Raw genomic sequence first — 22585 nt, 5'->3', positions numbered from 1 at the left:
ACCCTACGTGGCGTGGTGGCCTCCGGCGGGGACGGTCCGGCGCGGGACCAGCCGTCGAGCGCGCCGGGAGCGTGCCGCCGAGACGGCGGGGAGGACCAGCAGCACCGCTGAGAGCACCCATCCCGGTCGCAGCAGCTCGCTGCCGAGGTCGGCCCAGGCGAGTGGTCGGTCGGGCCAGGGCTCCCGGCCGATCCCGCTGCGGCTGGCCCACTCCAGGCCGAGGGGGACCAGGAGACAGGTCGGCGCGGCGAGCAGGAGGATCCCCCACCTGCTGCCCCAGCGCACGGCCAGCACGCACAGGAGGGCGAGTGGCACCGCGGCCGTCGCCAGGGCCAGGCCCGACTCGATCTGTTCGTCGCGGGTGGGCTGCTCACCGAAGAAGGGGGCCGAGTTGATCGCCGCGACGAGCAGGACCCAGGCGAGGAAGCACCACCCGAGCAGGACGGCGGCCGCGGTGACGGGCCAGGTGCGGCGGGAGGGGTGGGGAGGGTCGGGCTGGGAGGGGTGGGGGAGATCGGGCTGGGAGGGGGCCGGCGGCATACCGGGCAGTGTGTCCCGGCCACGGACGGCGACGCATGGGTGCGGGTACTCACCACTAGCGTGGGCGCATGCGCCTCGGAGTGGTCGACGTCGGATCCAACACGGTGCACCTCCTCGTCGTCGACGCGCACCGCGGGGCGCAGCCGCTGCCAGCGACGTCGCACAAGATCGAGCTGAGGCTCTCGGAGCACGTCACCGACGACGGCCACATCGACGAGTCCGGTGAGCGCGCGCTGTCGGGCTTCATCGGGGAGTGCCTCACCGTCGCGGAGGACCAGGGCGTCGAGGAGGTCCTGGCGTTCGTCACGAGCGCCGTCCGTGAGGCGCCCAACGGGGAGGACGTGCTGGCCCGGGTGCGCACGGAGCGTGGGGTCGACCTGCAGGTGCTCTCCGGGGAGGACGAGGCGCGGCTGACCTTCCTCGCGGCGCGACGCTGGTTCGGCTGGTCGAGCGGCACCCTGCTCGTCGTCGACATCGGCGGTGGCTCGCTCGAGCTCGCTGCGGGCATGGACGAGGACCCCGACGTGGCCGTGAGCCTGCCGCTCGGTGCGGGCCGGCTGACCCGCGACCTCCTGCCCGGGGACCCGCCCGACGCCGACGTCATCCGTGAGGCGAGGCGCGCCATCCGTGTCCGCCTCGCGGGCGACATCCGCCCGCTCACCAAGGCCGGGGTGCCGGACCGCGCGGTGGGCACGTCCAAGACCCTGCGCTCGCTCGCCCGGATCACGGGTGCCGCGCCGAGCAGCGAGGGCCCGTATGCCGCCCGTCACCTCGAGCGCGCCGCTCTCGCCGACCTCGTCCGGACCCTGGCGGGGAAGACCGCCGCGCAGCGGGCCGGGCTCCCCGGCGTCTCGGCGGGGAGGGCCCGCCAGCTGCTCGCCGGCGCGCTGGTCGCCGAGGCCGCGATGGACCTGCTCGACCTCGAGCGCCTGGACATCTGCCCGTGGGCGCTGCGCGAGGGCATCATCCTCAACCGGCTCGACAGCATGCGCTGACGCGGGTGACCCGTGGCCGGGGCGTCTCGCGGCTGCGTCGGTAGGCTCGGTGACATGTCCTCGGCGGTCAGGGTTCCCGGTGCCACGGTGGCGCTCTCGACCGCCTCGGTCTACCCCGAGAACTGCGCAGCCGCCTTCGCGCTGGCCGCCCGACTCGGGTACGACGCCGTCGAGGTGATGGTGTGGACCGACCCGGTGACGCAGGAGGCGGGGGCGCTGCGGGCGCTCAGCGAGCTCCACGGCCTCCCGGTGGTGTCCGTGCACGCCCCGACGCTGCTGCTGACGCAGCGGGTGTGGGGTCCGGAGCCGTGGACCAAGGTCGACAAGTCGATCGAGCTCGCCCAGGAGCTCGGTGCCTCGACGGTGGTGCTGCACCCGCCGTTCCGGTGGCAGAAGGAGTACGCCCGCGACTTCGTCGAGGGGGTCGCGTTGCGCGAGCACGAGACAGGCATCCGGCTCGCCGTCGAGAACATGTTCCCGTGGCGGGCCCGGCAGCGGGAGTTCGAGGCGTACCTGCCGCACTGGGACCCGGTCTCCCAGGCCTACGACAACGTCACGCTCGACCTGTCGCACACGGCGACCGCGGGCTCCGACGCGATGGAGATGGCCCGGGTGCTCGGCCCGCGCCTGACCCACGTGCACCTCGCCGACGGGCTGGGCTCGCTCAAGGACGAGCACCTCGTGCCGGGGCGTGGCCTGCAGCCGTGCGCCGAGTTCCTCGAGATGCTCGCCGCCCGTTCCTACTCCGGCGCGGTCGTCGTCGAGGTCGGCACGAGGAAGCTGCTGCCGGAGGAGCGCGAGCTCGACCTCGCCGAGGCACTCGCGTTCGCGCGGCTCCACCTCGCGACCGCCTCGGTCGCAGGGGCGTCGTGAGCCCTCGCGGCCGGCGTCCGGGCGCCTCCGACACCAAGGCGTCCATCCTCGCCGCCGCGCGGGCGGACTTCGCCGAGCAGGGGTATGACGCCACCTCCGTCCGCGGTGTCGCCCGCCGGGCCGAGGTCGACCCCGCCCTGGTGCACCACTACTTCGGCGGCAAGGCGGCGTTGTTCGCCGCCGTCATGGACATCCCCGCCGACCCGGCCGTCCTCATCGCCGCCATCGTGCACGGCCCGCGCGAGCGGGTCGGGGAGAACCTGGTCCGCACCTTCCTCCGCGTCTGGGACGGCGAGGAGGGCAAGGAGCGCTTCCAGGCCCTGATCAGGTCGGCGCTGACGCACCACGAGGCGACCGTGATGCTGCGGGAGTTCCTGACCCGCGAGGTGTTCGGCCGGGTGCTGCGCGAGCTGGCACCGCAGGGGGAGCCGCCGCACGAGCTGGAGCTGCGGGCCGGGCTGGCGGCCTCGCAGATGGTCGGGCTCGCGGTGATGCGCTACATCGTGGAGTTCCCCGCCGTCGCCGACGCGTCGCACGACGAGCTCGCTGCCCAGCTCGGCCCCACCATCCAGCGGTACCTCACCCCACTGGACTGAGTGTCGGCGCTACGTCACTGATCGCACTGCGCGATCAGTGACGTAGCCCCCGGCGCACCTGCCGCCGAACCTGTCGTCGCAGCTGTTGCCGCACCGCCGTGGCACCCGTCCGCGCACCCATCCGGCGCACCCATCCGGCGCACCTTCCCGCGCGCGCCCCCTTGTCGGGCGCCCGAACCGGGAGTACATTTCATCGCATGATGAATAACGCCGTGGAGATCGACGGGCTCCGGGTCGTCCGAGGAGGGCGCACGGTGATCCCGGGGCTGTCGGTGCGTGTCCCCGCCGGTCAGGTGGTGGGCCTGCTCGGCCCGAGCGGGAGCGGGAAGTCCACCCTGATCCGCGCGGTCGTCGGGGTCCAGGTCGTGGCAGCCGGGTCGGTCCGTGTCCTCGGCGAGCCCGCCGGGTCGCCGACCCTGCGCCACCGGATCGGCTACGTCACCCAGAGCCCCAGCGTCTACGACGACCTCACGGTCCGGGCGAACGTCCGCTACTTCGCCTCGATCCTGGGGGCCCCGCGCACGTCGGTCGACGAGGCCATCGCCGCCGTCGACCTCGGCAGCCACGCCGACTCGCCCGTGGGTCGGCTGTCCGGCGGCCAGCGGTCCCGGGCCTCCCTGGCCTGTGCCCTCGTCGGCGACCCGGAGCTGCTCGTCCTCGACGAGCCGACCGTCGGTCTCGACCCGGTCCTGCGACGCGACCTGTGGGACCTGTTCGGCCGCCTTGCGGCACAAGGCCGTTCGCTGCTCCTCTCGAGCCACGTGATGGACGAGGCCGCGCGGTGCGACCGGCTCCTGCTGCTGCGCGACGGCGAGGTCCTGGCCGACGCGACGCTGCCCGACCTGCTCCAACGCACCGGTGCCACCGATGCGGAGGGCGCCTTCCTGGCCCTCATCGACCGAGCCGAGGAGGCTGCCCGATGAACGTGCACCGCACCGTCGTCACCGCCGGCCGGGTGCTGGCCCAGCTGCGGGCCGACCACCGGACCATCGCCCTGATGCTCGTCGTGCCCTGCGTGCTCATCGGGCTGCTGGCGTGGATCTTCCAGGACACCCCCGTCTTCGACGCCCTGGGCGCGCCACTGCTCGGGGTGTTCCCCTTCGTCGTGATGTTCATCGTGACGAGCGTGGCCACCCTGCGCGAACGCACCTCGGGCACCCTCGAGCGACTGCTCGCCACCCCGATGGGCAAGGGTGACTTCATGCTGGGGTACGCCCTCGCCTTCGGGGTGATGGCGGTCCTGCAGGCCCTGGTGGCAACGGGTTTCGCGGTCTGGGTGTGCGGCCTCGACGTCGCCGGCCCGGTGTGGCAGCTCGTCGTGGTGGCCGTCCTCGACGCCCTGCTCGGCTCGGCCCTCGGCCTGCTCGCCAGCGGGTTCGCCCGCACCGAGTTCCAGGCCGTGCAGTTCATGCCGGCGTTCGTGCTGCCACAGTTCCTGCTGTGCGGGCTGCTCGTGGCCCGCGACCGCCTGCCCATCGTCCTGCACGTGGTGTCCGACGTGCTGCCCCTCTCGTATGCCGTGGACGCCATGAAGGTCGTCACCACCAGTGCCAGCCCCGGCCAGGACGTGACGGCCGACGCGACGGTGATCGTCGGCTGGGTGGTCGCCTCCCTGGTGCTCGGCAGCCTCACCCTGCGGCGACGCACGGCCTAGGACCTTCCCGACGCCCTACGACGATCGCAGGAGTTGCGACCCGTGGGGCGTGGCTAGCGTGATCGACGTGCAGTGGGTTCCGGCGGCCCCGCCGTCCCGACCTTCGCCGTCAGCGTCGCAGCAGGGGGCCACGATGGGATCCACCCGATCGCCCCGCGCGCGGCCCACCCTGGTCCTCACCACGGTCGTGACCACCGTCCTGGCTGCGGTCCTTGCTGCGGTCGCCCTCTGCCTCGCGCCCCTGCCGGCCGTCGCAGCGCCGGCGCCGGTGGTCCCGACCCCCGCTGACACCGTGACGGCCGACGCCCTGCCCACGGTGCAGGTCGACGGCGTCGTCTGGTCGCAGGTCATCGTCGGCAACACGGTGTACGTCGGGGGGTCCTTCCTCAACGCCCGACCGGCGGGGGCCCCACCCGGCACGAACCTCACCCGCCGGACCCACCTGCTCGCCTACGACCTCACCACCGGTCGGCTGGTCCCGGGTTTCGTCACGACCCTCAACGCCCAGGTGCTCTCGCTGGCGGCGTCGAACGACGGTCGTCGCATCTACCTCGTGGGGGACTTCACCACGGTGAACGGACAGGCTCGCCGCAGGGTGGCTGCCGTCGATGCGGTCACCGGGGCCCTGGTGACGGCGTTCAAGCCCGTGGGGGTGAACTCGCAGGCGCGGGCGGTGGCCGTGACGGCCGACACCGTCTACGTGGGTGGTGGCTTCGCCGGCCTCGGCAACGGGTTGCTCCGCAGCAACCTTGCGGCCTTCCGTGCCTCGGACGGCGCGACGAGGGCCTGGAACCCGGGTGCCGACTACACGGTCTGGGCCCTCACGGTCTCGCAGGACCAGCAGTGGGTCATCGCGGGTGGCTCGTTCCAGAACGTCGGTGGGCAGGCGGCATACGGGCTGGCCAAGATCGGCGCGGGCAACGGGACGCTCGACCCCACCTGGCGCCCCGCGGTGCGCAACGCGGGCGTGGACGCGGGCATCAGCAGCCTCCGGGTGCAGGGGGCCTTCGTCTACGGCACCACGTGGCACTTCGGTCCCGGTGGCAACCTCGAGGGCACGTTCAAGGTCCCGGTGACCACGTCCACCCTCGAGTGGGTGACCGACTGCCACGGCGACAACTACTCCGCCTACATGGCCCACGGGATCGTCTACACCACGAGCCACACGCACTACTGCGGCACGCAGGGCGGCGGGATGCCGCAGGACAGCCCGACGCGTTTCCAGCGTGCGATGGCCTGGACCGACACGGCGAAGGGCGACATCCTCACCGACGCCCTCGGCTATGCGGACTGGCGCGGCAAGGCGCGGACGCCGTCGATCGTCAGCTGGACGCCGAGCATGACCAGCGGGACCGTCACCGGCCAGTTCCAGGCGGGCTGGAGCGTCGTCGGGAACGACGACTACATCCTGTACGGCGGTGAGTTCCCGAAGGTCAACGGCGTCGGCCAGCAGGGGCTGGTGCGCTTCGCCCGCAAGCCGATCGCGCCCGCGAAGCAGGGACCGCTGTTCGCCACCGGGGTGTTCACGCCGCGGCTGGTTCCCACGTCGTCGTCCGCCGTGCGGGTCAGCTGGGCGGCCGGGTACGACCGTGACGACCTCTTCCTCACCTACCGCGTGGTCAGGGGCGGCGCCTACGGCAGCCCGCGGTACACCACCACGGCACCGTCGAACTGGTGGAACCTCCCGGCGCTCGGGTTCGTGGACACCGGGCTGACCCCGGGAGCGACGTACACGTACCAGCTGGTCGCGAACGACGACGACGGCAACACCGTCTACGGCGCCACCACCACGGTGACGATGCCCCTAGCCGTGCCACCGAGCACTCCGTACGCCCAGGCCGTCCGCGCGGCCGGTGCGCGGCTGTACTGGCCGATGGACGAGCCGGCCGGACTGCAGGTCACCGACCGCGCAGCCGGCACCACGACCTCGACGGGGGTGGGCGTCACCGACGGGCTGGCGGACACCGACAGCACCGGCGCCAGCGGGATCGGGTGGGGGCGTCCCGGGGCTATCGACGGGAGCGCGGCCGTCCAGCTCACGGACAGTGCCTACAGCCGCATCCACGCGCTGGGGACGGAGACGGCCCCGGACACGTTCAGCGTCCAGGCCTGGGTGCTCACCTCGACCACCCGGGGCGGCCGGATCCTCGGCTTCGGGGACCTGCAGTACGCCAACTCCCACCACGCGGACCGCCAGCTGTGGATGGACAACGCGGGACGCATCAACTTCGGCGTCCGCGCCCAGGACGGCACGACCAGGGTGGTCACGAGCACCGGTCCCTACAACGACACCCGGTGGCACCAGCTGACCGCGACGATGAGCCCCGCCGGGATGCGGCTGTACGCCGACGGGGTGCTCGTGGGCCAGCGGACCGACACCACGTCGGGCGAGGCCTACCTCGGCTACTGGCGGGTGGGCAGCGACCTGCTCACCGCGGCACGCGGGAGCATCGCCTGGCCGAACCTGCCGACGTCGCGGAACTTCGTCGGGGGCGTCGACGAGTTCGCGGTCTACCCGAGCGCCCTCACCCAGGCGCAGGTGCAGGCGCAGTACGCCCTGCGCGGCACCGGCACCCGGTAGCTGCCGCGGGGGACTGCTACCACTGGCGGTCGGGGTCCTACGACGATCGCTCGATCCGGTGCCCGGCGTCCGTGGCTAGCGTGGTCGTGTCCGACAGCGCACGACGTGTCTCGCAGGGGAGGCCCGACGCGACCTGGCGTCCGCACACCGGATCCGAGGTTCCCTCATGGTGCCGACCCGCAGGCTCACCGCCTCCCTGGCCGCCCTCGGGCTGGCGCTCGGCCTCCTCGTCGCGGCAGGGACACCCGCCGGCGCGGCCCCCGCCCCGGTCGTCCCCGCGCCGGCGAGCTCGGTCACGGCCGACGCACTGCCGACCGTGCAGGTCGACGGTGTCGTCTGGTCCCAGGTCATCATCGGCAACACCGTCTACGCCGGCGGCTCGTTCGCCAACGCCAGACCACCCGGCGCGGCGCCCGGCACCAACCTCGTCCCCCGCAGCAACCTCCTGGCCTACGACCTGACCACCGGCCAGCTGGTGACGGGTTTCGCCCCGGCCCTCAACGCCCAGGTGCTGTCCGTCGCCGCGGCCCCCGACGGCAGCCGCCTCTACGTCGTCGGCGACTTCACCGCCGTCAACGGGCAGGCCCGTCGACGGGTCGCAGCGCTCGACCCCGCCACCGGTGCGGTGGTGACGGCGTTCAACCCCACCGGCGTGAACTCCCAGGCGCGGTCCGTGGCGGTGACCGCCGACACCGTCTACGTCGGGGGCGGTTTCGCGGGGCTCGGCAACGGTCAGCTGCGCAACAACCTGGCCGCCTTCCGCGTCTCCGACGGCGCGGTGCTGCCCTGGGACCCCGGTGCCGACTACACGGTCTGGGCGGTCACGGTCTCCGAGGACGGGCAGTGGGTCTTCGCGGGTGGCTCGTTCCAGAACGTCGGTGGGCAGGCGGCATACGGGCTGGCCAAGATCGGGGCCGTCAACGGCGCCCTCGACCCGACCTGGCACCCGGCCGTCCGGAACGCCGGGGTGGACGCCGGGGTGAGCAGCCTCCGGGTGCAGGGGTCGTTCGTCTACGGCACGACGTGGGCCTTCGGTCCGGGCGGCAACCTCGAGGGCACGTTCAAGGTCCCGGTGACCACGTCCACCCTGGAATGGGTGACCGACTGCCACGGCGACAACTACTCGGTGTTCACGGCCAACGGCATCGTCTACACCGCCGAGCACTCGCACTACTGCGGCACCCAGGGCGGCGGGATGCCGCAGTACGAGCAGTGGCGCTTCCTGCACGCCATGGCGTGGACGGACACGGCACAGGGCGACATCCTCACCGACGCCCTGGGGTACCCCGAGTGGCGGGGCAAGGCGCGGACTCCGTCCATCGTGACCTGGCTCCCGGACATGACCATGGGGACCTACACGGGCCAGTTCCAGGCGGGGTGGAACGTCACGGGCAACGCGGACTACGTCCTCTACGGCGGCGAGTTCCCGACCGTCAACGGCGTCGGCCAGCAGGGGCTGGTGCGCTTCGCCCGCAAGCCGATCGCCCCCGCGAAGCAGGGCCCGCTCTTCGCCACCGGGGTGTTCACGCCGCGGCTGGTTCCCACGTCGTCATCCACCCTGCGGGTCAGCTGGACGGCCGGCTACGACCGTGACGACCTGGCCCTCGCCTACCGGGTCATCCGCAACGGTGCGTTCGGCGCCCCGCGGTACACGACGTCGAGCAGCTCGAACTGGTGGAACACCCCCGCGCTCGGGTTCGTGGACACGGGGCTGACGCCGGGAGCGACGTACACGTACCAGCTGGTCGCGAACGACGACGACGGCAACACCGTCTACGGCGCCAGCGTGGGCGTGACCATGCCGACGACCTCGCCGACGAGCACGGCCTACGCGCAGGCAGTCCGGGCCGCGGGTGCGCGCCTCTACTGGCCGATGAACGAGACCTCCGGACTCCAGGTCAGCGACCGGGCAGCGGGCACCACGGCCAGCCCCGGCGTCGGCGTCACCGACGGCCGGGGCAACACCGGGATCAACTGGAACCAGCCGGGAGCCATCGTCGGTGACACCGCCGCCCAGCTCACCGACAACGACTGGAGCCGGGTCTACGCACTCGGCACCGAGACGGCCCCGGACACCTTCACGATCCAGGCCTGGGTGCGCACCACGAGCACCCGCGGCGGACGCATCTTCGGTTTCGGCGACCAGCAGTTCGGCGACTCCGACCACCGCGACCGCCAGCTCTGGATGGACAACGCCGGACGGGTCAACTTCGGCGTCCGCGCCCAGGACAACTCGACCCGGGTCGTCACGAGCGCGGCCGCCTACAACAACAACCAGTGGCACATGCTCTCCGCGACGATGGGGGCGGCCGGGATGCGGCTCTACGTCGACGGTGCCCTCGTCGGCCAGCGTGCCGACACCACCGCGGGGGAGGCCTACCTCGGCTACTGGCGGGTGGGCGGCGACTGGTTCACCATGGCCGGCGCCACGCCCCCGTGGCCGAACGTCCCCACCTCGCGCAACTTCGTCGGCAACGTCGACGAGTTCGCGGTGTACCCGACGGCCCTGACCCAGGCGCAGGTGCAGGCGCAGTACGCCCTGCGCAACGGCGGTGGCGGCGGCAACCAGCCCCCCACCGCGTCCTTCACCTCCGGTGCGACCGGCCTGACCGCCACCTTCGACGGCTCCGGCTCGAGCGACCCCGACGGCTCGGTCACGAGCTGGGCGTGGACCTTCGGCGACGGTGCCACCGCCACCGGCGTGACTCCCAGCCGGACGTATGCCGCGCCCGGCACCTACACGGTCACCCTCACCGTCACCGACGACGCCGGGGCGACGGGGACGACCAGCAGCCAGGTCGTCGTGGCCGACCCCGCCGTCATCGCCGCTGACGACTTCGAGCGCACCGTGACCGGCGGCTGGGGCTCGGCGGCCACGGGCGGTGCCTGGACGCTGACGACGGCCGCGACCAACTTCTCGGTCTCGGGTGGCAGCGCCACGATGCAGCTCGCCGCGGGCAGCGGGCCCTCGGCCTACCTGGGTTCCACCTCGGCGGTCGGCGCCGACGTGCGGACGGCGATGCGGTTCGACAAGGCGACCACCGGTGGTGGCGTCTTCACCTCCGTCGTGGCGCGGCGGGCAGGCACCTCCGACTACCGGCTCAAGGTGCGGGTCACCGCGACCGACACCACGGCATACCTCGCGCGCACGGTGGGGGGAGTGGAGACGGTCCTCGCGACGGCGCCGCTGACGGGGCTCGTCGTGGCGGCCGGCGACAGCCTCGACCTGCGGCTGGTCGCCTCCGGCACGAACCCGACGACCCTGACCGGGAAGGTGTGGCGGTCCGGGGCCGCCGAGCCGGCGGCCTGGACGGTCTCCTCCACGGACGCCACGGCCTCCCTCCAGTCGCCCGGCGCGGTCGGCGTCTACGCCTACCTGTCCGGTTCCGCCACGAACGGTCCCATCACCCTCGGGCTGCCCTCGTTCGTCGCCACCGCGCCCTGACGTTAGCCTTGTGGGCGGCCTCCGGGCCCCCACATCGTCGTCGGAAGGACCCCTGTGGACGCCAGTGACCTGCTGCGCAACTCCCTGCTCCAGCTCTCCAAGAGCGGAACGGTCCGCCAGACCATCGAGAAGGCGCCGGTCAGCCGCAGCGTCGTCCGGCGGTTCGTCCCCGGTGACGCCACCGCGGACGCCGTGGCCGCCGTCGCGGAGCTGCGGGCCACCAACCGGCTCGCGACGATCGACTACCTGGGCGAGGACACGACCGACCTCACGCAGGCGATCCGCACGCGTGACCACTACGTCGAGCTGCTCAAGGCGCTCGCCGACGCGGACCTCTCCCAGCACGGGATGGGCGAGGTGAGCCTCAAGCTCTCCGCGCTCGGCCAGTACCTTCCGGGCGACGGCCACAAGATCGCCCTCGACCACGCGCGCGAGATCTGTCAGGCGGCCGCGAACGCCGGCACCACCGTGACCCTCGACATGGAGGACCACACGACCACCGACGCCACGCTGGAGTCCCTGCGCGAGCTGCGCCAGGACTTCCCGTGGGTGGGCGCCGTCATCCAGTCGTACCTCAAGCGCAGCGAGGGTGACTGCCGCGACCTCGCGCACGAGGGGAGCCGGGTCCGGCTCTGCAAGGGCGCCTACAAGGAGCCCGAGTCGGTCGCGCACCAGTCGTCGGCCGACGTGGACCAGAACTACGTGCGCTGCCTGAAGATCCTCATGGCGGGCGACGGCTACCCCATGGTGGCCAGCCACGACCCACGGCTCATCGAGATCGCGGGCGCGCTCGCGGCCCACCACCACCGCGACGCCGACTCCTTCGAGTACCAGATGCTCTACGGGATCCGCCCCGAGGAGCAGAAGCGCATCGCCGACCGCGGCAACCAGATGCGCGTCTACATCCCCTACGGCGAGGAGTGGTACGGCTACCTCATGCGCCGCATGGCCGAGCGTCCCGCCAACACCATGTTCTTCCTGCGCGGTCTCGCCTCGAAGAACTGACGCGCCCGAGCGCCTGCGCGGCTGACAGACTGCCCCCATGGGAACTGTCGCGATCCTCGGTGCCGGCACGATGGGGGAGACGCTGCTCTCCGGGTTGATCAGGTCCGGCCGACCGGCCGGGGACCTCGTGGTCACCGCGCGACGCCCCGGGCGGGCCGAGGAGCTCGCCGCGCAGTACGGCGTGCGCGCGCTGTCCAACACCGAGGCCGCGGAGGCCGCCGACACCATCGTCCTCGTGGTGAAGCCGCAGGACATGGGCCAGCTCGTCGAGGAGATCAGCGACCACGTCTCGGCGGGCAACCTCGTCGTGAGCCTCGCCGCCGGCATCCCCACGGCCTGGCTGGAGAGCCGGCTCCCCGCGGGGGTGGCCGTGGTCCGCGTCATGCCCAACACCCCGGCGCTGGTCGACCAGGGCATGGCCGCGGTGAGCCCGGGGCGCAGCGCCGACGCCGTCCACCTCGAGGAGGCGGCCGAGCTGCTGCGCTCCTGCGGGCGGGTGGTCCAGGTCGCCGAGAAGCACCAGGACGCGGTCACCGCCATCAGCGGCTCCGGCCCCGCCTACATCTTCTACGTGGTCGAGGCGATGATCGAGGCCGGCGTGGTGCTGGGCCTGCCGCGGCCGACGGCCACGGAGCTGGTCGTCCAGACGTTGTTCGGCGCCGCGACGATGATGCGCGAGACCGGCCAGCACCCGACGGTGCTGCGCGAGCAGGTCACCTCCCCGGGCGGCACGACGGCGGCAGCCCTGCGCCAGCTGGACGACCACAAGGTGCGCGCCGCGTTCATCACGGCGATGGAGGCGGCCGCGAACCGTTCGCACGAGCTCGCCTCCGGGCATGAGTGACCTGACCATCCGCAAGGTGCTCCCGGAGCACTGGCCGGTGCACCGCGCGGTGCGCTTCGCCATGCTCCTGGACCAACCTCGTGCCTACGGGAGCACCTTCGCCCGCGAGATCGCCTTCGACGACCAGGTCTGGCACGACCGGGTCAGGGACGGCGCGGCCTGGCTGGCTCTCCACGGCGACCTGCCGGTGGGGACCGTGACGCTGTGGGCGGTGCCGGACCGTCCCGCCGACGAGGCCTGCCTCGTGGCGATGTGGGTCGCGGCGCACGCCCGAGGGACGGGGGTCGCGGACGGCCTCGTCGAGGCGCTGCTCGCGCACGCGACCGGGCTGGGGCTGCGCCGGGTCACCCTCGACGTCGCCGAAGAGAACCCCCGGGCCGCTGCCTTCTACGAGCGGGTCGGGTTCGTCCGCACGGGACGGACCGGCGAGCTGCCGCACTACCCGGGGGTGGGCGAGTTCGAGATGGAGCGCCTTCTCAGGAGGCGCACAGACGCCTCACGGTGAACTCTGGGTGACCTCGCCCCACCAAACCGCTCCCGTCGTGCGAGAGTGTCCGCATGAGCGAGATCTCCGTGCGCCGGCTGGGCGAGGACGAGTGGGAGCAGTACAAGACTGCTCGCCTCAGTGCTCTCGAGGAGTCCCCGGAGGCCTTCGCGGCCTCCCTGGACGAGGAACGCGGCTACGACGAGGACTTCTGGCGCACCCGGCTGCGCCGCTCGCAGCGGCTGCTGGCCGAGGTCGAGGGTCAGACGGTCGGGGTCGTCAGCGTGGGGCAGGCCCAGGAGGGCAACGACCGCGTGGCCGAGCTCTTCGGGCTGTGGGTCACCCCCGCGGCCCGGGGGACCGGGGTCGCCACCCAGCTGGTCCAGGCCGGCGCCGACGAGGCGCGCGCGCAGGGACGCAGCCACCTCGCCTACTGGGTCGGTTCGGACAACGGCCGCGCGGTCGCCTTCGCCAGCGGCGCCGGGTTCCGCCCGACGGACAGCCGCCGTCCCATGCGGGTCCAGCAGGGTGAGGACGAGGAGGACGAGGTCGCCATGGTGCTGCCGCTCGGCGAGGACCGCGGGACCCCCTCGCTCTGACGCAGGTGGCGCACCATGGTGCGTCGGCGCCTTCCCTGACCGTCAGGGGCGGGAGGCCAGCCGGTCCAGCAGGTCCGTCGGACCACTGACGATGAGCGTGTCGTGGGCGGTGACCTTGGTCTCCGGCACGGCATACGTGAAGTCCTGCTCGGGTGCCTTGACGCCCACCACGGTGACGCCGTACTTGCTGCGGATCTGGCTCTGCGCCAACGTGAAGCCGATGGCCTCCTGCGGCGGCTTCATCTTGACGATGGCGAAGCCGTCGTCGAACTCGATGTAGTCCATCAGCTTGCCGTTGAGCAGGTGCGCGACGCGGCGGCCGCTCTCGGCCTCGGGCGAGATGACGTGGTGCACACCGATCCGCTCGAGGATCCGCGCGTGCTCCGGGCTCAGCGACTTGGCCCAGATGGTGGGGATCCCCGCGTCCACGAGGTTCATCGCGCAGAGCACCGAGGCCTCGACCGAGGAACCGATGCCCACCACCGCGAGCTTGAAGCTGCGCGCCTTGAGGTGCGCCATGGACTGCGGCTGGCTGGCGTCGGCCTGGACGATCTTGGTCACCTTGCCGAGGAACGTCTCGGCCAGCTCGTGGTCCCGCTCGACGGCGACGACGTGGTGCCCGAGCCGCTGCAGCTCGACGGCGACCGAGCCGCCGAAGCGCCCGAGCCCGATGACGAGGACGTCGTCCTCGTACAGCTTCTTACCCACCTGAGCAGCCCTCCGCGGCGTCGTCGACGTGAGCAGGCCACGCTACCGCGTCCCTGCTGGTGGGACCGTGCTGTCCACCGGAGGCTACGCACGGGTAGCGTTCCCGCATGCCCTCACAGGTGCGGGTGGTCTGGGACCCCGGCTTCACCGCCTACGACTTCGGGCCGGGTCATCCGATGAGCCCGGTTCGTCTCGACCTGACCGCGCGGCTCTGCGACGCGCTGGGGGTCTTCGACGGGGACGGGGTCGAGGTCTTCAGCCCCGAGGTCCCGGGCGACGAGGTCCTCGAGACCGTCCACGACGTCGACTACATCGCCGCGGTGCGGGCCGCCTCGCTCGACCCCGCGGTCGCCGACCCGGCCTTCGGCCTGGGCACGGAGGACGACCCCGCCTTCGCCGGCATGCACGAGGCAAGCGCGCGGGTCGCCGAGGGCACCAGGGCCGTGTGCGCCGACGTGTGGGAGGGCCGCGCCGAGCACGGGGTCAACTTCTGCGGCGGCATGCACCACGCCATGCCGGGGAGCGCCGCCGGCTTCTGCATCTACAACGACATCGCCGTCGGCATCCAGTGGCTGCTCGACCACGGCGCCGAGCGCGTCGCCTACGTGGACGTCGATGTCCACCACGGTGACGGCGTGGAGCGGGCCTTCTGGGACGACCCGCGCGTCCTCACCATCTCCCTGCACGAGTCCGGGCGGGCGCTGTTCCCCGGCACCGGCTTCGCCGGCGACATCGGCGGCCCCGCGGCGCAGGGCGATGCCGTCAACATCGCCCTCCCTCCCGGCACCGGCGACTCCGCCTGGCTGCGTGCCCTGCACTCGACGGCGCTGCCCCTGGTGCGGGCCTTCAAGCCCGACGTCCTCGTGACCCAGCACGGGTGCGACACCCACGCGCAGGACCCGCTGGCCCACCTCTCCCTGTCGGTCGACGCCCAGCGGGCGGCCGCCGACGCCCTGCACCGGTTGTCGCACGAGGTCTGCCGGGGGCGCTGGGTCGCCCTCGGCGGTGGCGGCTACGAGATCGTCGACGTCGTCCCGCGGTCGTGGACCCACCTCACGGCGATCGCGGCGCACCGGCCGGTGCCGCTCACCGAAGCCGTCCCGCAGGGCTGGCTCGACCACGTGCGGACCCTGCTCGGGCGTGAGGGCCCACGCCGCATGGGCGACCTCGACCCCGCCGAGGGGCCGATCTGGCACCAGCCCTGGGACATGGGCTACAACCCGCACAGCGAGGTGGACCGGGCGGTGATGGCCACCCGCCAGGCGGTCTTTCCCCTCCACGGCCTCGATGTCTGGTTCGACTGAGGGCGGTCCGTTCGGGCGATCTGTTCCATCCGTACGGCGTGTCGACTGGACAGTGGGGATTTAGTTTTCACATTGACTTCCCCATGAGTCACATCAGCCCCTACAGTTCCCCTTGCACGAGCGTAGAGGTCCGCCGGAGGGGAAGCCGGCGATGCGCGCGTGTAGAAGATCGAGGTTCACAATGTCCAACGAGCGACAGCTCGCCGAGGTGCGGTTCCTGACCGTCGCCGAGGTGGCCTCGATCATGCGCGTGTCGAAGATGACGGTGTACCGCATGGTGCACGCAGGTGAGCTTCCCGCCATCCGCGTCGGTCGGTCCTTCCGGGTCCCGGAGGATGCCGTGCACAAGTACCTGCGCACTTCGTACGTCGACACCGCCTGATCGGTCGGCTGCAGCAGACAGCGAGGGCGGACCGGGACGAGGAGTCCCGGTCCCCCCTCGCTGTGCGTCGCGGCCGCCAGGTCGCCGCCCCGCAGGGACGCCCCGTCAGCGGTTGTCGACCGCGGTGACCGCCACCTTGACGTTCGCGCCGGTGTAGAGCTGCGTCACCAGGTAGACCGAGCCGGGTGGGATGACCGCCGACTCGTCGCCGGCCGCGGTCGCGACCGACCCGGTGGGCTGGCAGGAGCTGTCGAGGAAGTACAGGTCGAGGTCGTGCCCGACCGTGGCGTCCGCGTCGCTCGTGCCCTTGACCGACACCGAGTGCAGCCCGTCGGAGAACCCGGCCGGGAACTTGCTCACCCAGCCGTCCACCCCCTGGCTGGCCGGCGGGAACGTGCAGGCGGTGTTCATCTCCGTGCCCGTGACCCCGAAGACGTTCTGCAGCCCGGTGGCGTCACCCGCGGCGGGGTTCGGGGCGGTGATGGTGCCGGAGTCCGTGAAGGGCTTGTCAGGGGTGACCGAGCCGTTCTGGACGACCGCCCCCGACCCGAACACCTCGATGTCGGCGACCTGCGCCTGGGTGGCGGTGTTGCCCTGCACCGAGTCGACGAAGAACCGCACGTACCCCGCCTTCACCGGCGTCGACAACGCGAACGTCGTGAAGTTGAGGTCGGGCGCCGTGGGCCGCGGCGCGGCATACGCGAAGGCACCGGTGCGGGCCGTCGTCCAGGTGACCCCGTCGGTCGAGGTCTGCACGGTGAAGCCCTTGAGGGCGCTGAACCGCGAGGCGTTGGTGGCCTTGAACGCGCTGACGCGCACGCTGCTCACCGTGGCGGGAGCCGCGAGCTTCACGGTCACCCGCTGGTCCGGTCCCTGGTTGTACGGCGTCGTGCCCGCCTTGGTCGCCCAGACCGACGCCGCGGTGTCGTCGAAGGCGAACTTCGCCGGTGCACCGTCGTCCTGGCTGGACGCGCTCACCACCGTGGCACCCGCCGAGGTGGAGGCGAGGTTGGGGGCCAGCTTGATGGTGCGGGCCGCGTTCCTGCCCGCAGCGACGGCGAACCCGTCGATCGTCTGCACGCCGAACCCGGGGGCCTGGAGGGTCAGCGGGTAGGTGCCGGCGACGGCCTTGACGGAGAAGCCGCCGGTGGAGCCGGTCCGGCCGAGCGGGCTCACCCGCGCCTCGAAGCGACCGAGGATGACCTTGGCGTTCGGGACGGCCTTGCCGGTCGTGGCGTTGAGGACGGTCAGGGCGACCGTGCCGTTGCGCGCCGCGGCCGGGTGGTCGAAGCCGGGGGTCGGGTCGGTGTCGTCGCCCGTGATGCTCCTGGCCGAGGCGCCGGCGCCACGCTTGGCGAAGACCGACCAGATGAGGTCGGTGTTGGCGCCGTGGAAGCGGTCGAGGTCGGCGGACAGGATGCCGTCGCGGGCGTCGAGGAAGGACGGGTCCGGTGCGGTCAGCGGCATGCCGTCGGTCACGAGCCGGGCCGCCACGTCCGCGCCCTTGGCCGCGCCGTAGCGGGCCACGAGGGCCTTGCGCAGGTCCCACAGCGTGGCCGTCCAGATCTCACCGTCGGCGTGCACCTCGGGCCCGGTGAGGTCGTAGCCGATGTCGCCGAACGTGGTGGGGTTCTGGTCGTAGTTCCAGTTGCGGATGCCGCGGGTCGCGTTGCCGGTCACGTAGTCGCCGACGATCGGCTTGGTGAGCAGGCCGGCGTTGAACCCGTGGTTGAGCGCGTACCAGTCGGACCAGCCCTCACCCATCGACCCGGCCTGCTGCGAACCGAGCGCACTGCCACCCGCGACGTACCGCGTCGACAGGCCGTGGGTGTACTCGTGCTGGATGACGCTCATGTCGAACGAGCCGTCGCGGTAGGGCCCCTCGAACGCGTCGTCGATCGGCTCCCAGAGGAACATCCCGCTCCACGGCGGGATGCCGTCGTCGAGCGTGAGCATGTAGGCGTTGTCCCGACCGGTGTAGGTGGGGCTGCCACCGGAGGCGGCGCCGGCCTGGACGAGGCCGCGGATCGCATCGCCGCCCATGCCCCCGTTGCTGCCGTTGTCGAGCTGGAAGTTGCCCGCGGTCTCGGTGAAGCCGAGCGCGTAGTACTCGTCGTGGATCCGGTTGTGCTGGAAGAACAAGTTGGTCGCGGCGGGGTTGAGGTCCTGGGCGTACGACGGGGGAGTCGTCTGGCCCTTGGTCGCCGCCCACTGGTTCGTGTAGGTGTAGCTGAAGTTGCCCGTCGGAGCGACCGGCCGGGGCGCATTGTCAACAGGCGCAAGGAAGTTCGACCAATTGGCGTAGGTGTCGGCGTTGTTGCCGTACGTCGTCACACCGGTGCCGACGAGTCCTGTCGGGTCCACCCAGCCCTTGGGGGACTGGGCCGTCGGCCCGAACGACTGCTGTCGGGGCGTGCCGCCCTTCGCGGCCCCCGGGTGGTTGTCGTACACCGTGCCCTGGGGGTCCTCCGCGTGCTGGACGACGCTGGTGCGGTAGAGGATCCGACCCGTGGTGCCGTCGACGACGACCTCCCAGGCCTGCGTCGTGCTCTTGAGGAAGTACACCTTGTATGCCGCGACGGGGCCAGCCTTGGTGCCGAACGTGACCTTCTTTACGTACGACGGGCCGCCAAACGGTCCCCGGGCGAAGGTGGTGTACCCGGCCTGCCTGCCGTCCGCCTTCGGCGTGAAGGCGGTCCCGGGTGCGAGGACGCCGGCGGTCCGCAGCAGGGCGCCGGTCTCACCCAGCACCCAGCCGCCCGTGAGGGTCGCGCCGGGGGTGGGGTCACCGGCATACGAGAGGACCCGACCGTCCTGGGTGACCGCGATGTTGAGCCGACCGCCCCGGGCGGCGGCCACCCCGGCGGTGGTCTGCACGAGGTCCACGACGTGCGTCCCCGTGCCGGGGAGCGTGTGGTCGCGCACGACCGCGAGGCCGTCGACCTGGCCGGCGGTGAGCCCGAACGCCGGAGCGTTGGACCGCACCCAGCCGCGGGCCACGGCGACGGCGGACCCGGTGGCGGGCGCCGTCAGCGGCTGCGACCCGCGCAGGGACCGCAGGGTCCCGAAGCGTTCGTCCCAGGTCGCACGCGCACCGGCGCCGCTGCGGGCGAGCATCGCGCTCAACGCGTTCTTCGCGGCGGTGGTCGGGACGACGGGACGGGCCACGGCCCGGGTGTCGAGCGTCCTGGCGAGCGCGTCGACGGTGTCGCCGAGTGCCGGCAGCGTCGGCGAGCCGACGGCGTCGGGGACGGCGGCGGGGGCGCCCGCCGCGGAGGAGAGGGGGAGGGCGGTGGCGGCCGCGGTCAGCAGGCACACCCCCATGGCGATCGAGTGCGTGCGGGACGTCTTCACGGGATCTCCTGCGGACGGGCGGGTCCTCTGTGACCCGGTCGCCCTGTCAACGAGGCCCCTGACGTGGGGTTACTCGGCCTGCGTGGCGGACTGCCGTCGTGGTCGCGTCGGATCCCCGCCACGGGTCGCGCAGAGGGCGAGTTTGGGTGGGACGTGTCGGGCCGCTAGAGTGGCCACCACTGTTCGGCGTGGTGCGTTGGTTCGTTGCCCCGTCCGGCAACACACCACGACCGCAAGGACACTCATGGGCTCTGTCATCAAGAAGCGCCGCAAGCGGATGGCGAAGAAGAAGCACCGCAAGCTGCTTCGCAAGACCCGCCACCAGCGTCGCAACAAGAAGTGATCGAAGGCCCCCGCAGCGCGGGGGCCTTTGCTCTGCCCGGACGCGCCGTCCGGTCCGCGGCCGGGGGGCCGGGTGGTCCGCGGGCCCACGCCCCCTCGCGGCGCCCCGAGTGTGACGAGCGCCGCGTCCACGACGAGGACGCACCCCTCGACGGACGGGCCCGGCTGGATAGGGTGGCATCGGCTGCGAGGAGTGGGACGGCTCGTGACCGCACCAGTTCGTGACTGCGAGATCCAGGGGAGGTGGCCATGGCTGATGTCGTCCTCGTGACCGGCGTCTCCCGCTACCTCGGCGGCCAGTTCGCCCGGCAGCTCACCCAGGACCCGTCGGTCTCCCGGGTCATCGGCGTCGACGTCATCCCGCCCCCGCACGACATCGGTCGGGCGGAGTTCGTGCGGGCCGACATCCGCAACCCGATGATCGGCAAGATCATCGCGCAGTCCGAGGTCGACACCGTCGTCCACATGAACGTCATCGCGACGCCCACGCACGCCGGCGGACGGACCTCCCAGAAGGAGATCAACGTCATCGGCACCATGCAGCTGCTCGCTGCGTGCCAGAAGGCGCCGAGCATCCGCCGGCTCGTCGTGAAGTCGTCCGCAGCCGTCTACGGTTCGAGCCCCCGTGACCCCGCGATGTTCACCGAGGACATGGGCCCGAAGGCGTTGCCCCGGGCCGGTTTCGGCAAGGACTCGGTCGAGGTCGAGGGGTACGTGCGCGGGTTCTCGCGGCGCCGGCCCGACGTCGAGATCTCCATGCCGCGGTTCGCCAACATCATCGGCCCTGGCATCCGCACCTCCCTGACCGACTACTTCGCCCTGCCCGTCGTGCCGGTGCCGTTCGGGTATGACGCGCGCCTGCAGTTCGTCCACGAGCGTGACGCCGTCGGCGCCCTGCTGCTGGCCACGACCGGCCCGGCCGCCGGCATCACGAACATCTCGGGCGACGGCATCATCACCGTCACGCAGGCGGCAGGCATGGCGGGGCGTCCCGTGCTCCCCGTGCCGATGCCGGCTGCCGGGGTGTTCGGCCTCCTGGTCAAGCGCTCGGGCCTGGCCGACTTCAGCAGCGACCAGATCCAGTTCCTCGCCTACGGTCGAGGTCTGGACACCCGCCGGATGCGCGAGGTGTTGGGGTTCGAACCCGCGTTCACCACCCGTGAGGCCTTTGCCGACTACGTCCGCGGCATCGGCTCGGCCCTGCCCGGGGGGGCGGCCCTGGGGGCGGCCGTGTCCGGTGTGGCCGGTTCTGCCGCGACGGCGATCGGTCACGTGTGGGCGGCAGGGAGGAACGACTGATGGCGACCAGCGAGCCCACGAAGAAGGCCACCGCGGCGACGCGGACCACGGCCGCGAAGCGGTCGGCGGCGACCACGAGGTCCGCCGCGAAGACGACGGCCGGGAAGTCCGCGGCCAGGAAGTCCACGACCACGAAGTCCGCGGCCGCCAAGAGGTCGTCGGCGTCCACGAGGTCCGCCGCGAAGACGGCGGCGCCCCGCCGGGGTGCCCTGGCCGCCGGGGCGGCTCGTGCCTCGGGCGAGCGCGCGCGCCGCCGCAGCACCCCCCTGATCCAGGCGCCCGCTGCAACGACCCGCACCACCGCCCCCGAGACGGCGGTGACACCCGCACCCGCACCCGCGACCGCGAGCGCGCCGACGGCTCCCGCCAGGGCCACCGCGACCGCGTCGAGCGCGAGCAAGCACCGGCCGCGTCCGGTCGCCAAGGCCGTCCCGAGCCGCAAGGCGGTGGCGCGGTCCGGGGCCCGCACCGGACGACCGGTCAGGGCGCGGACCGCCAAGAAGTCGGCAGCGTCCAGCGCGACCCGCCCGACCCGGGTGCTCAAGGCCGTGCCCGACGAGGTCGTGCTGCCCCCGGAGCTCGTCGTGCCGACCCCCGACCGCACCTCCCGCAGCATCGCGCCCGGGGTGGAGGAGCTGCTCACGGCCGGCATCGCCGCGATCCGGGTGGCGGCCGAGGCCGCCGGGGTCTCGCCCGATGACGTCGAGCGGCACCTCGCCGCAATGCTGTCCTACCTGCGCCGGCGGATCACCGGCGACTACGCGGTGGACGAGTTCGGTTTCGACGAGGACTTCACCCGCCACTTCTACCTGCCCGTGCTGCGCCCGCTCTACCGGTCGTGGTTCCGGGTCGAGGTGCGCGGCATCGAGAACATCCCGGCGACCGGTGGCGGCCTCGTGGTCGCGAACCACTCGGGCACCATCGCGATGGACTCACTGATGACGCAGGTCGCCGTCCACGACGAGCACCCGGCCCACCGCCACCTGCGCATGCTCGGCGCCGACCTGGTGTTCCAGACGCCCGTCGTCGGGCAGGTCGCCAGGAAGTCGGGGTCGACCCTCGCGGCGAACCCCGACGCGGAGCGGCTGCTGTCCAACGGCGAGCTGTGCGGCGTCTGGCCCGAAGGCTTCAAGGGGGTCGGAAAGCCGTTCAGCGAGCGCTACAAGCTGCAGCGCTTCGGCCGTGGCGGGTTCGTCTCGGCGGCGCTGCGCACCGGTGCGCCGATCATCCCGTGCTCCATCGTCGGGGCCGAGGAGATCTACCCGATCATCGGCAACATGAAGGCCGTGGCCCGGCTCTTCGGCGCCCCCTACGCGCCGATCACGCCGACGTGGCCGCTGCTGGGTCCGCTGGGGCTGATCCCGCTGCCCAGCAAGTGGATCATCGAGTTCGGGCGCCCGGTGGAGACCGCCGACCTCGGACCGGGTGCGGCCGACGACCCCATGCTCGTGTTCGACCTCACCGACCAGGTGCGCGAGACGATCCAGCAGACGCTGTACTCGCTGCTCATGCAGCGCCGCTCGGTCTTCTTCTGACCGACTGCCCCCGGGAGGGGCCTGCAGAGCGTGCGCGAGAAGGTG

General features: G+C 72.3%; 19 protein-coding genes. 16 read left to right on the top strand and 3 right to left on the bottom strand.

Going from position 1 to position 22585, the window contains the following annotated elements:
- Positions 1–3 precede the first annotated feature (3 nt).
- Positions 4–540, bottom strand: coding sequence for a hypothetical protein (locus tag ACYVKF_RS06870; RefSeq protein WP_460965772.1), 537 nt, complete (start codon positions 538–540; stop codon positions 4–6).
- Between the two features lie 68 nt (positions 541–608).
- On the opposite strand from ACYVKF_RS06870, the gene ACYVKF_RS06865 reads away from it, so the two are divergent.
- The 11 genes from ACYVKF_RS06865 to ACYVKF_RS06815 all read left to right on the top strand — a co-directional run bounded on the left by ACYVKF_RS06865 (position 609) and on the right by ACYVKF_RS06815 (position 13616).
- Complete coding sequence (locus tag ACYVKF_RS06865; protein ID WP_460965770.1) at positions 609–1535, top strand: Ppx/GppA family phosphatase; 927 nt, start codon at positions 609–611, stop codon at positions 1533–1535.
- Positions 1536–1589: 54 nt separating this feature from the next.
- Positions 1590–2408, top strand: coding sequence for a sugar phosphate isomerase/epimerase family protein (locus tag ACYVKF_RS06860; protein ID WP_460965768.1), 819 nt, complete (start codon positions 1590–1592; stop codon positions 2406–2408).
- The gene (locus ACYVKF_RS06855) at positions 2405–3004 is read left to right on the top strand and encodes a TetR/AcrR family transcriptional regulator (protein ID WP_460965766.1); all 600 of its coding nucleotides are present in this window, start codon (positions 2405–2407) and stop codon (positions 3002–3004) included. The genes ACYVKF_RS06860 and ACYVKF_RS06855 overlap by 4 nt, the downstream gene beginning before the upstream one ends.
- A 197-nt stretch (positions 3005–3201) precedes the next feature.
- Positions 3202–3927, top strand: coding sequence for an ABC transporter ATP-binding protein (locus ACYVKF_RS06850; RefSeq protein WP_460965764.1), 726 nt, complete (start codon positions 3202–3204; stop codon positions 3925–3927).
- Entirely contained in the window at positions 3924–4658 is a 735-nt protein-coding gene (locus tag ACYVKF_RS06845) for an ABC transporter permease (RefSeq protein ID WP_460965762.1), read from the top strand. The genes ACYVKF_RS06850 and ACYVKF_RS06845 overlap by 4 nt, the downstream gene beginning before the upstream one ends.
- Before the next feature lie 133 nt (positions 4659–4791).
- A complete protein-coding gene (locus tag ACYVKF_RS06840; RefSeq protein WP_460965760.1) occupies positions 4792–7239 on the top strand; it encodes a LamG-like jellyroll fold domain-containing protein in 2448 nt (815 codons plus the stop codon).
- 166 nt (positions 7240–7405) lie between these two features.
- Complete coding sequence (locus ACYVKF_RS06835) at positions 7406–10684, top strand: PKD domain-containing protein (protein ID WP_460965758.1); 3279 nt, start codon at positions 7406–7408, stop codon at positions 10682–10684.
- Between the two features lie 54 nt (positions 10685–10738).
- Entirely contained in the window at positions 10739–11689 is a 951-nt protein-coding gene (locus tag ACYVKF_RS06830; RefSeq protein ID WP_460965756.1) for a proline dehydrogenase family protein, read from the top strand.
- 37 nt (positions 11690–11726) lie between these two features.
- Positions 11727–12533, top strand: coding sequence for a pyrroline-5-carboxylate reductase (gene proC, locus ACYVKF_RS06825; protein WP_056915618.1), 807 nt, complete (start codon positions 11727–11729; stop codon positions 12531–12533).
- The gene (locus tag ACYVKF_RS06820; protein WP_460965754.1) at positions 12526–13038 is read left to right on the top strand and encodes a GNAT family N-acetyltransferase; all 513 of its coding nucleotides are present in this window, start codon (positions 12526–12528) and stop codon (positions 13036–13038) included. Before proC ends, ACYVKF_RS06820 begins: the two co-directional genes overlap by 8 nt.
- A gap of 53 nt (positions 13039–13091) precedes the next feature.
- Positions 13092–13616 carry a GNAT family N-acetyltransferase gene (locus tag ACYVKF_RS06815; RefSeq protein ID WP_056915616.1) on the top strand — a complete coding sequence of 175 codons (525 nt, stop codon included), beginning with the start codon at positions 13092–13094 and terminating at the stop codon, positions 13614–13616.
- A gap of 42 nt (positions 13617–13658) precedes the next feature.
- On the opposite strand, the gene ACYVKF_RS06810 is transcribed toward ACYVKF_RS06815, so the two are convergent.
- Positions 13659–14324 (bottom strand): potassium channel family protein, encoded by a 666-nt coding sequence (locus tag ACYVKF_RS06810; RefSeq protein ID WP_056915615.1) that lies wholly within the window; start codon positions 14322–14324, stop codon positions 13659–13661.
- Between the two features lie 107 nt (positions 14325–14431).
- Here ACYVKF_RS06810 and ACYVKF_RS06805 point away from each other — a divergent pair, with 107 nt between their 5' ends.
- Both ACYVKF_RS06805 and ACYVKF_RS06800 read left to right on the top strand, forming a co-directional pair.
- Positions 14432–15628: an acetoin utilization protein AcuC gene (locus ACYVKF_RS06805; RefSeq protein WP_460965752.1), complete on the top strand. Its 1197-nt coding sequence runs from the start codon at positions 14432–14434 to the stop codon at positions 15626–15628.
- Between the two features lie 181 nt (positions 15629–15809).
- Positions 15810–16010, top strand: coding sequence for a helix-turn-helix domain-containing protein (locus ACYVKF_RS06800; protein ID WP_056915613.1), 201 nt, complete (start codon positions 15810–15812; stop codon positions 16008–16010).
- A gap of 105 nt (positions 16011–16115) precedes the next feature.
- Here the strand turns inward: ACYVKF_RS06800 and ACYVKF_RS06795 are convergent, their stop codons facing one another.
- The gene (locus tag ACYVKF_RS06795; protein WP_460965749.1) at positions 16116–19364 is read right to left on the bottom strand and encodes a M36 family metallopeptidase; all 3249 of its coding nucleotides are present in this window, start codon (positions 19362–19364) and stop codon (positions 16116–16118) included.
- A gap of 244 nt (positions 19365–19608) precedes the next feature.
- On the opposite strand from ACYVKF_RS06795, the gene ACYVKF_RS06790 reads away from it, so the two are divergent.
- The 3 genes from ACYVKF_RS06790 to ACYVKF_RS06780 all read left to right on the top strand — a co-directional run bounded on the left by ACYVKF_RS06790 (position 19609) and on the right by ACYVKF_RS06780 (position 22540).
- Positions 19609–19707: a 30S ribosomal protein bS22 gene (locus ACYVKF_RS06790; RefSeq protein ID WP_003792170.1), complete on the top strand. Its 99-nt coding sequence runs from the start codon at positions 19609–19611 to the stop codon at positions 19705–19707.
- Between the two features lie 248 nt (positions 19708–19955).
- On the top strand, positions 19956–21005 hold the full coding sequence (locus tag ACYVKF_RS06785; protein ID WP_460965747.1) for an NAD-dependent epimerase/dehydratase family protein: 1050 nt from the start codon (positions 19956–19958) through the stop codon (positions 21003–21005).
- Positions 21005–22540, top strand: coding sequence for a lysophospholipid acyltransferase family protein (locus ACYVKF_RS06780; RefSeq protein ID WP_460965746.1), 1536 nt, complete (start codon positions 21005–21007; stop codon positions 22538–22540). Before ACYVKF_RS06785 ends, ACYVKF_RS06780 begins: the two co-directional genes overlap by 1 nt.
- Positions 22541–22585 lie beyond the last annotated feature (45 nt).

The organism is Pedococcus soli (genome assembly GCF_054782575.1).
The sequence above is the reverse complement of the archived record's forward strand: the minus strand, read 5'-3'. Positions and strand labels throughout refer to the sequence as shown.

Coding starts and splice junctions, on each gene's coding strand:
- ACYVKF_RS06870 (WP_460965772.1), bottom strand. CDS start 540: ATGCCGCCGGCCCCCTCCCAGCCCGATCTCCCCCACCCCTCCCAGCCC.
- ACYVKF_RS06865 (WP_460965770.1), top strand. CDS start 609: ATGCGCCTCGGAGTGGTCGACGTCGGATCCAACACGGTGCACCTCCTC.
- ACYVKF_RS06860 (WP_460965768.1), top strand. CDS start 1,590: ATGTCCTCGGCGGTCAGGGTTCCCGGTGCCACGGTGGCGCTCTCGACC.
- ACYVKF_RS06850 (WP_460965764.1), top strand. CDS start 3,202: ATGATGAATAACGCCGTGGAGATCGACGGGCTCCGGGTCGTCCGAGGA.
- ACYVKF_RS06845 (WP_460965762.1), top strand. CDS start 3,924: ATGAACGTGCACCGCACCGTCGTCACCGCCGGCCGGGTGCTGGCCCAG.
- ACYVKF_RS06840 (WP_460965760.1), top strand. CDS start 4,792: ATGGGATCCACCCGATCGCCCCGCGCGCGGCCCACCCTGGTCCTCACC.
- ACYVKF_RS06835 (WP_460965758.1), top strand. CDS start 7,406: ATGGTGCCGACCCGCAGGCTCACCGCCTCCCTGGCCGCCCTCGGGCTG.
- proC (WP_056915618.1), top strand. CDS start 11,727: ATGGGAACTGTCGCGATCCTCGGTGCCGGCACGATGGGGGAGACGCTG.
- ACYVKF_RS06820 (WP_460965754.1), top strand. CDS start 12,526: ATGAGTGACCTGACCATCCGCAAGGTGCTCCCGGAGCACTGGCCGGTG.
- ACYVKF_RS06815 (WP_056915616.1), top strand. CDS start 13,092: ATGAGCGAGATCTCCGTGCGCCGGCTGGGCGAGGACGAGTGGGAGCAG.
- ACYVKF_RS06805 (WP_460965752.1), top strand. CDS start 14,432: ATGCCCTCACAGGTGCGGGTGGTCTGGGACCCCGGCTTCACCGCCTAC.
- ACYVKF_RS06800 (WP_056915613.1), top strand. CDS start 15,810: ATGTCCAACGAGCGACAGCTCGCCGAGGTGCGGTTCCTGACCGTCGCC.
- ACYVKF_RS06790 (WP_003792170.1), top strand. CDS start 19,609: ATGGGCTCTGTCATCAAGAAGCGCCGCAAGCGGATGGCGAAGAAGAAG.
- ACYVKF_RS06785 (WP_460965747.1), top strand. CDS start 19,956: ATGGCTGATGTCGTCCTCGTGACCGGCGTCTCCCGCTACCTCGGCGGC.
- ACYVKF_RS06780 (WP_460965746.1), top strand. CDS start 21,005: ATGGCGACCAGCGAGCCCACGAAGAAGGCCACCGCGGCGACGCGGACC.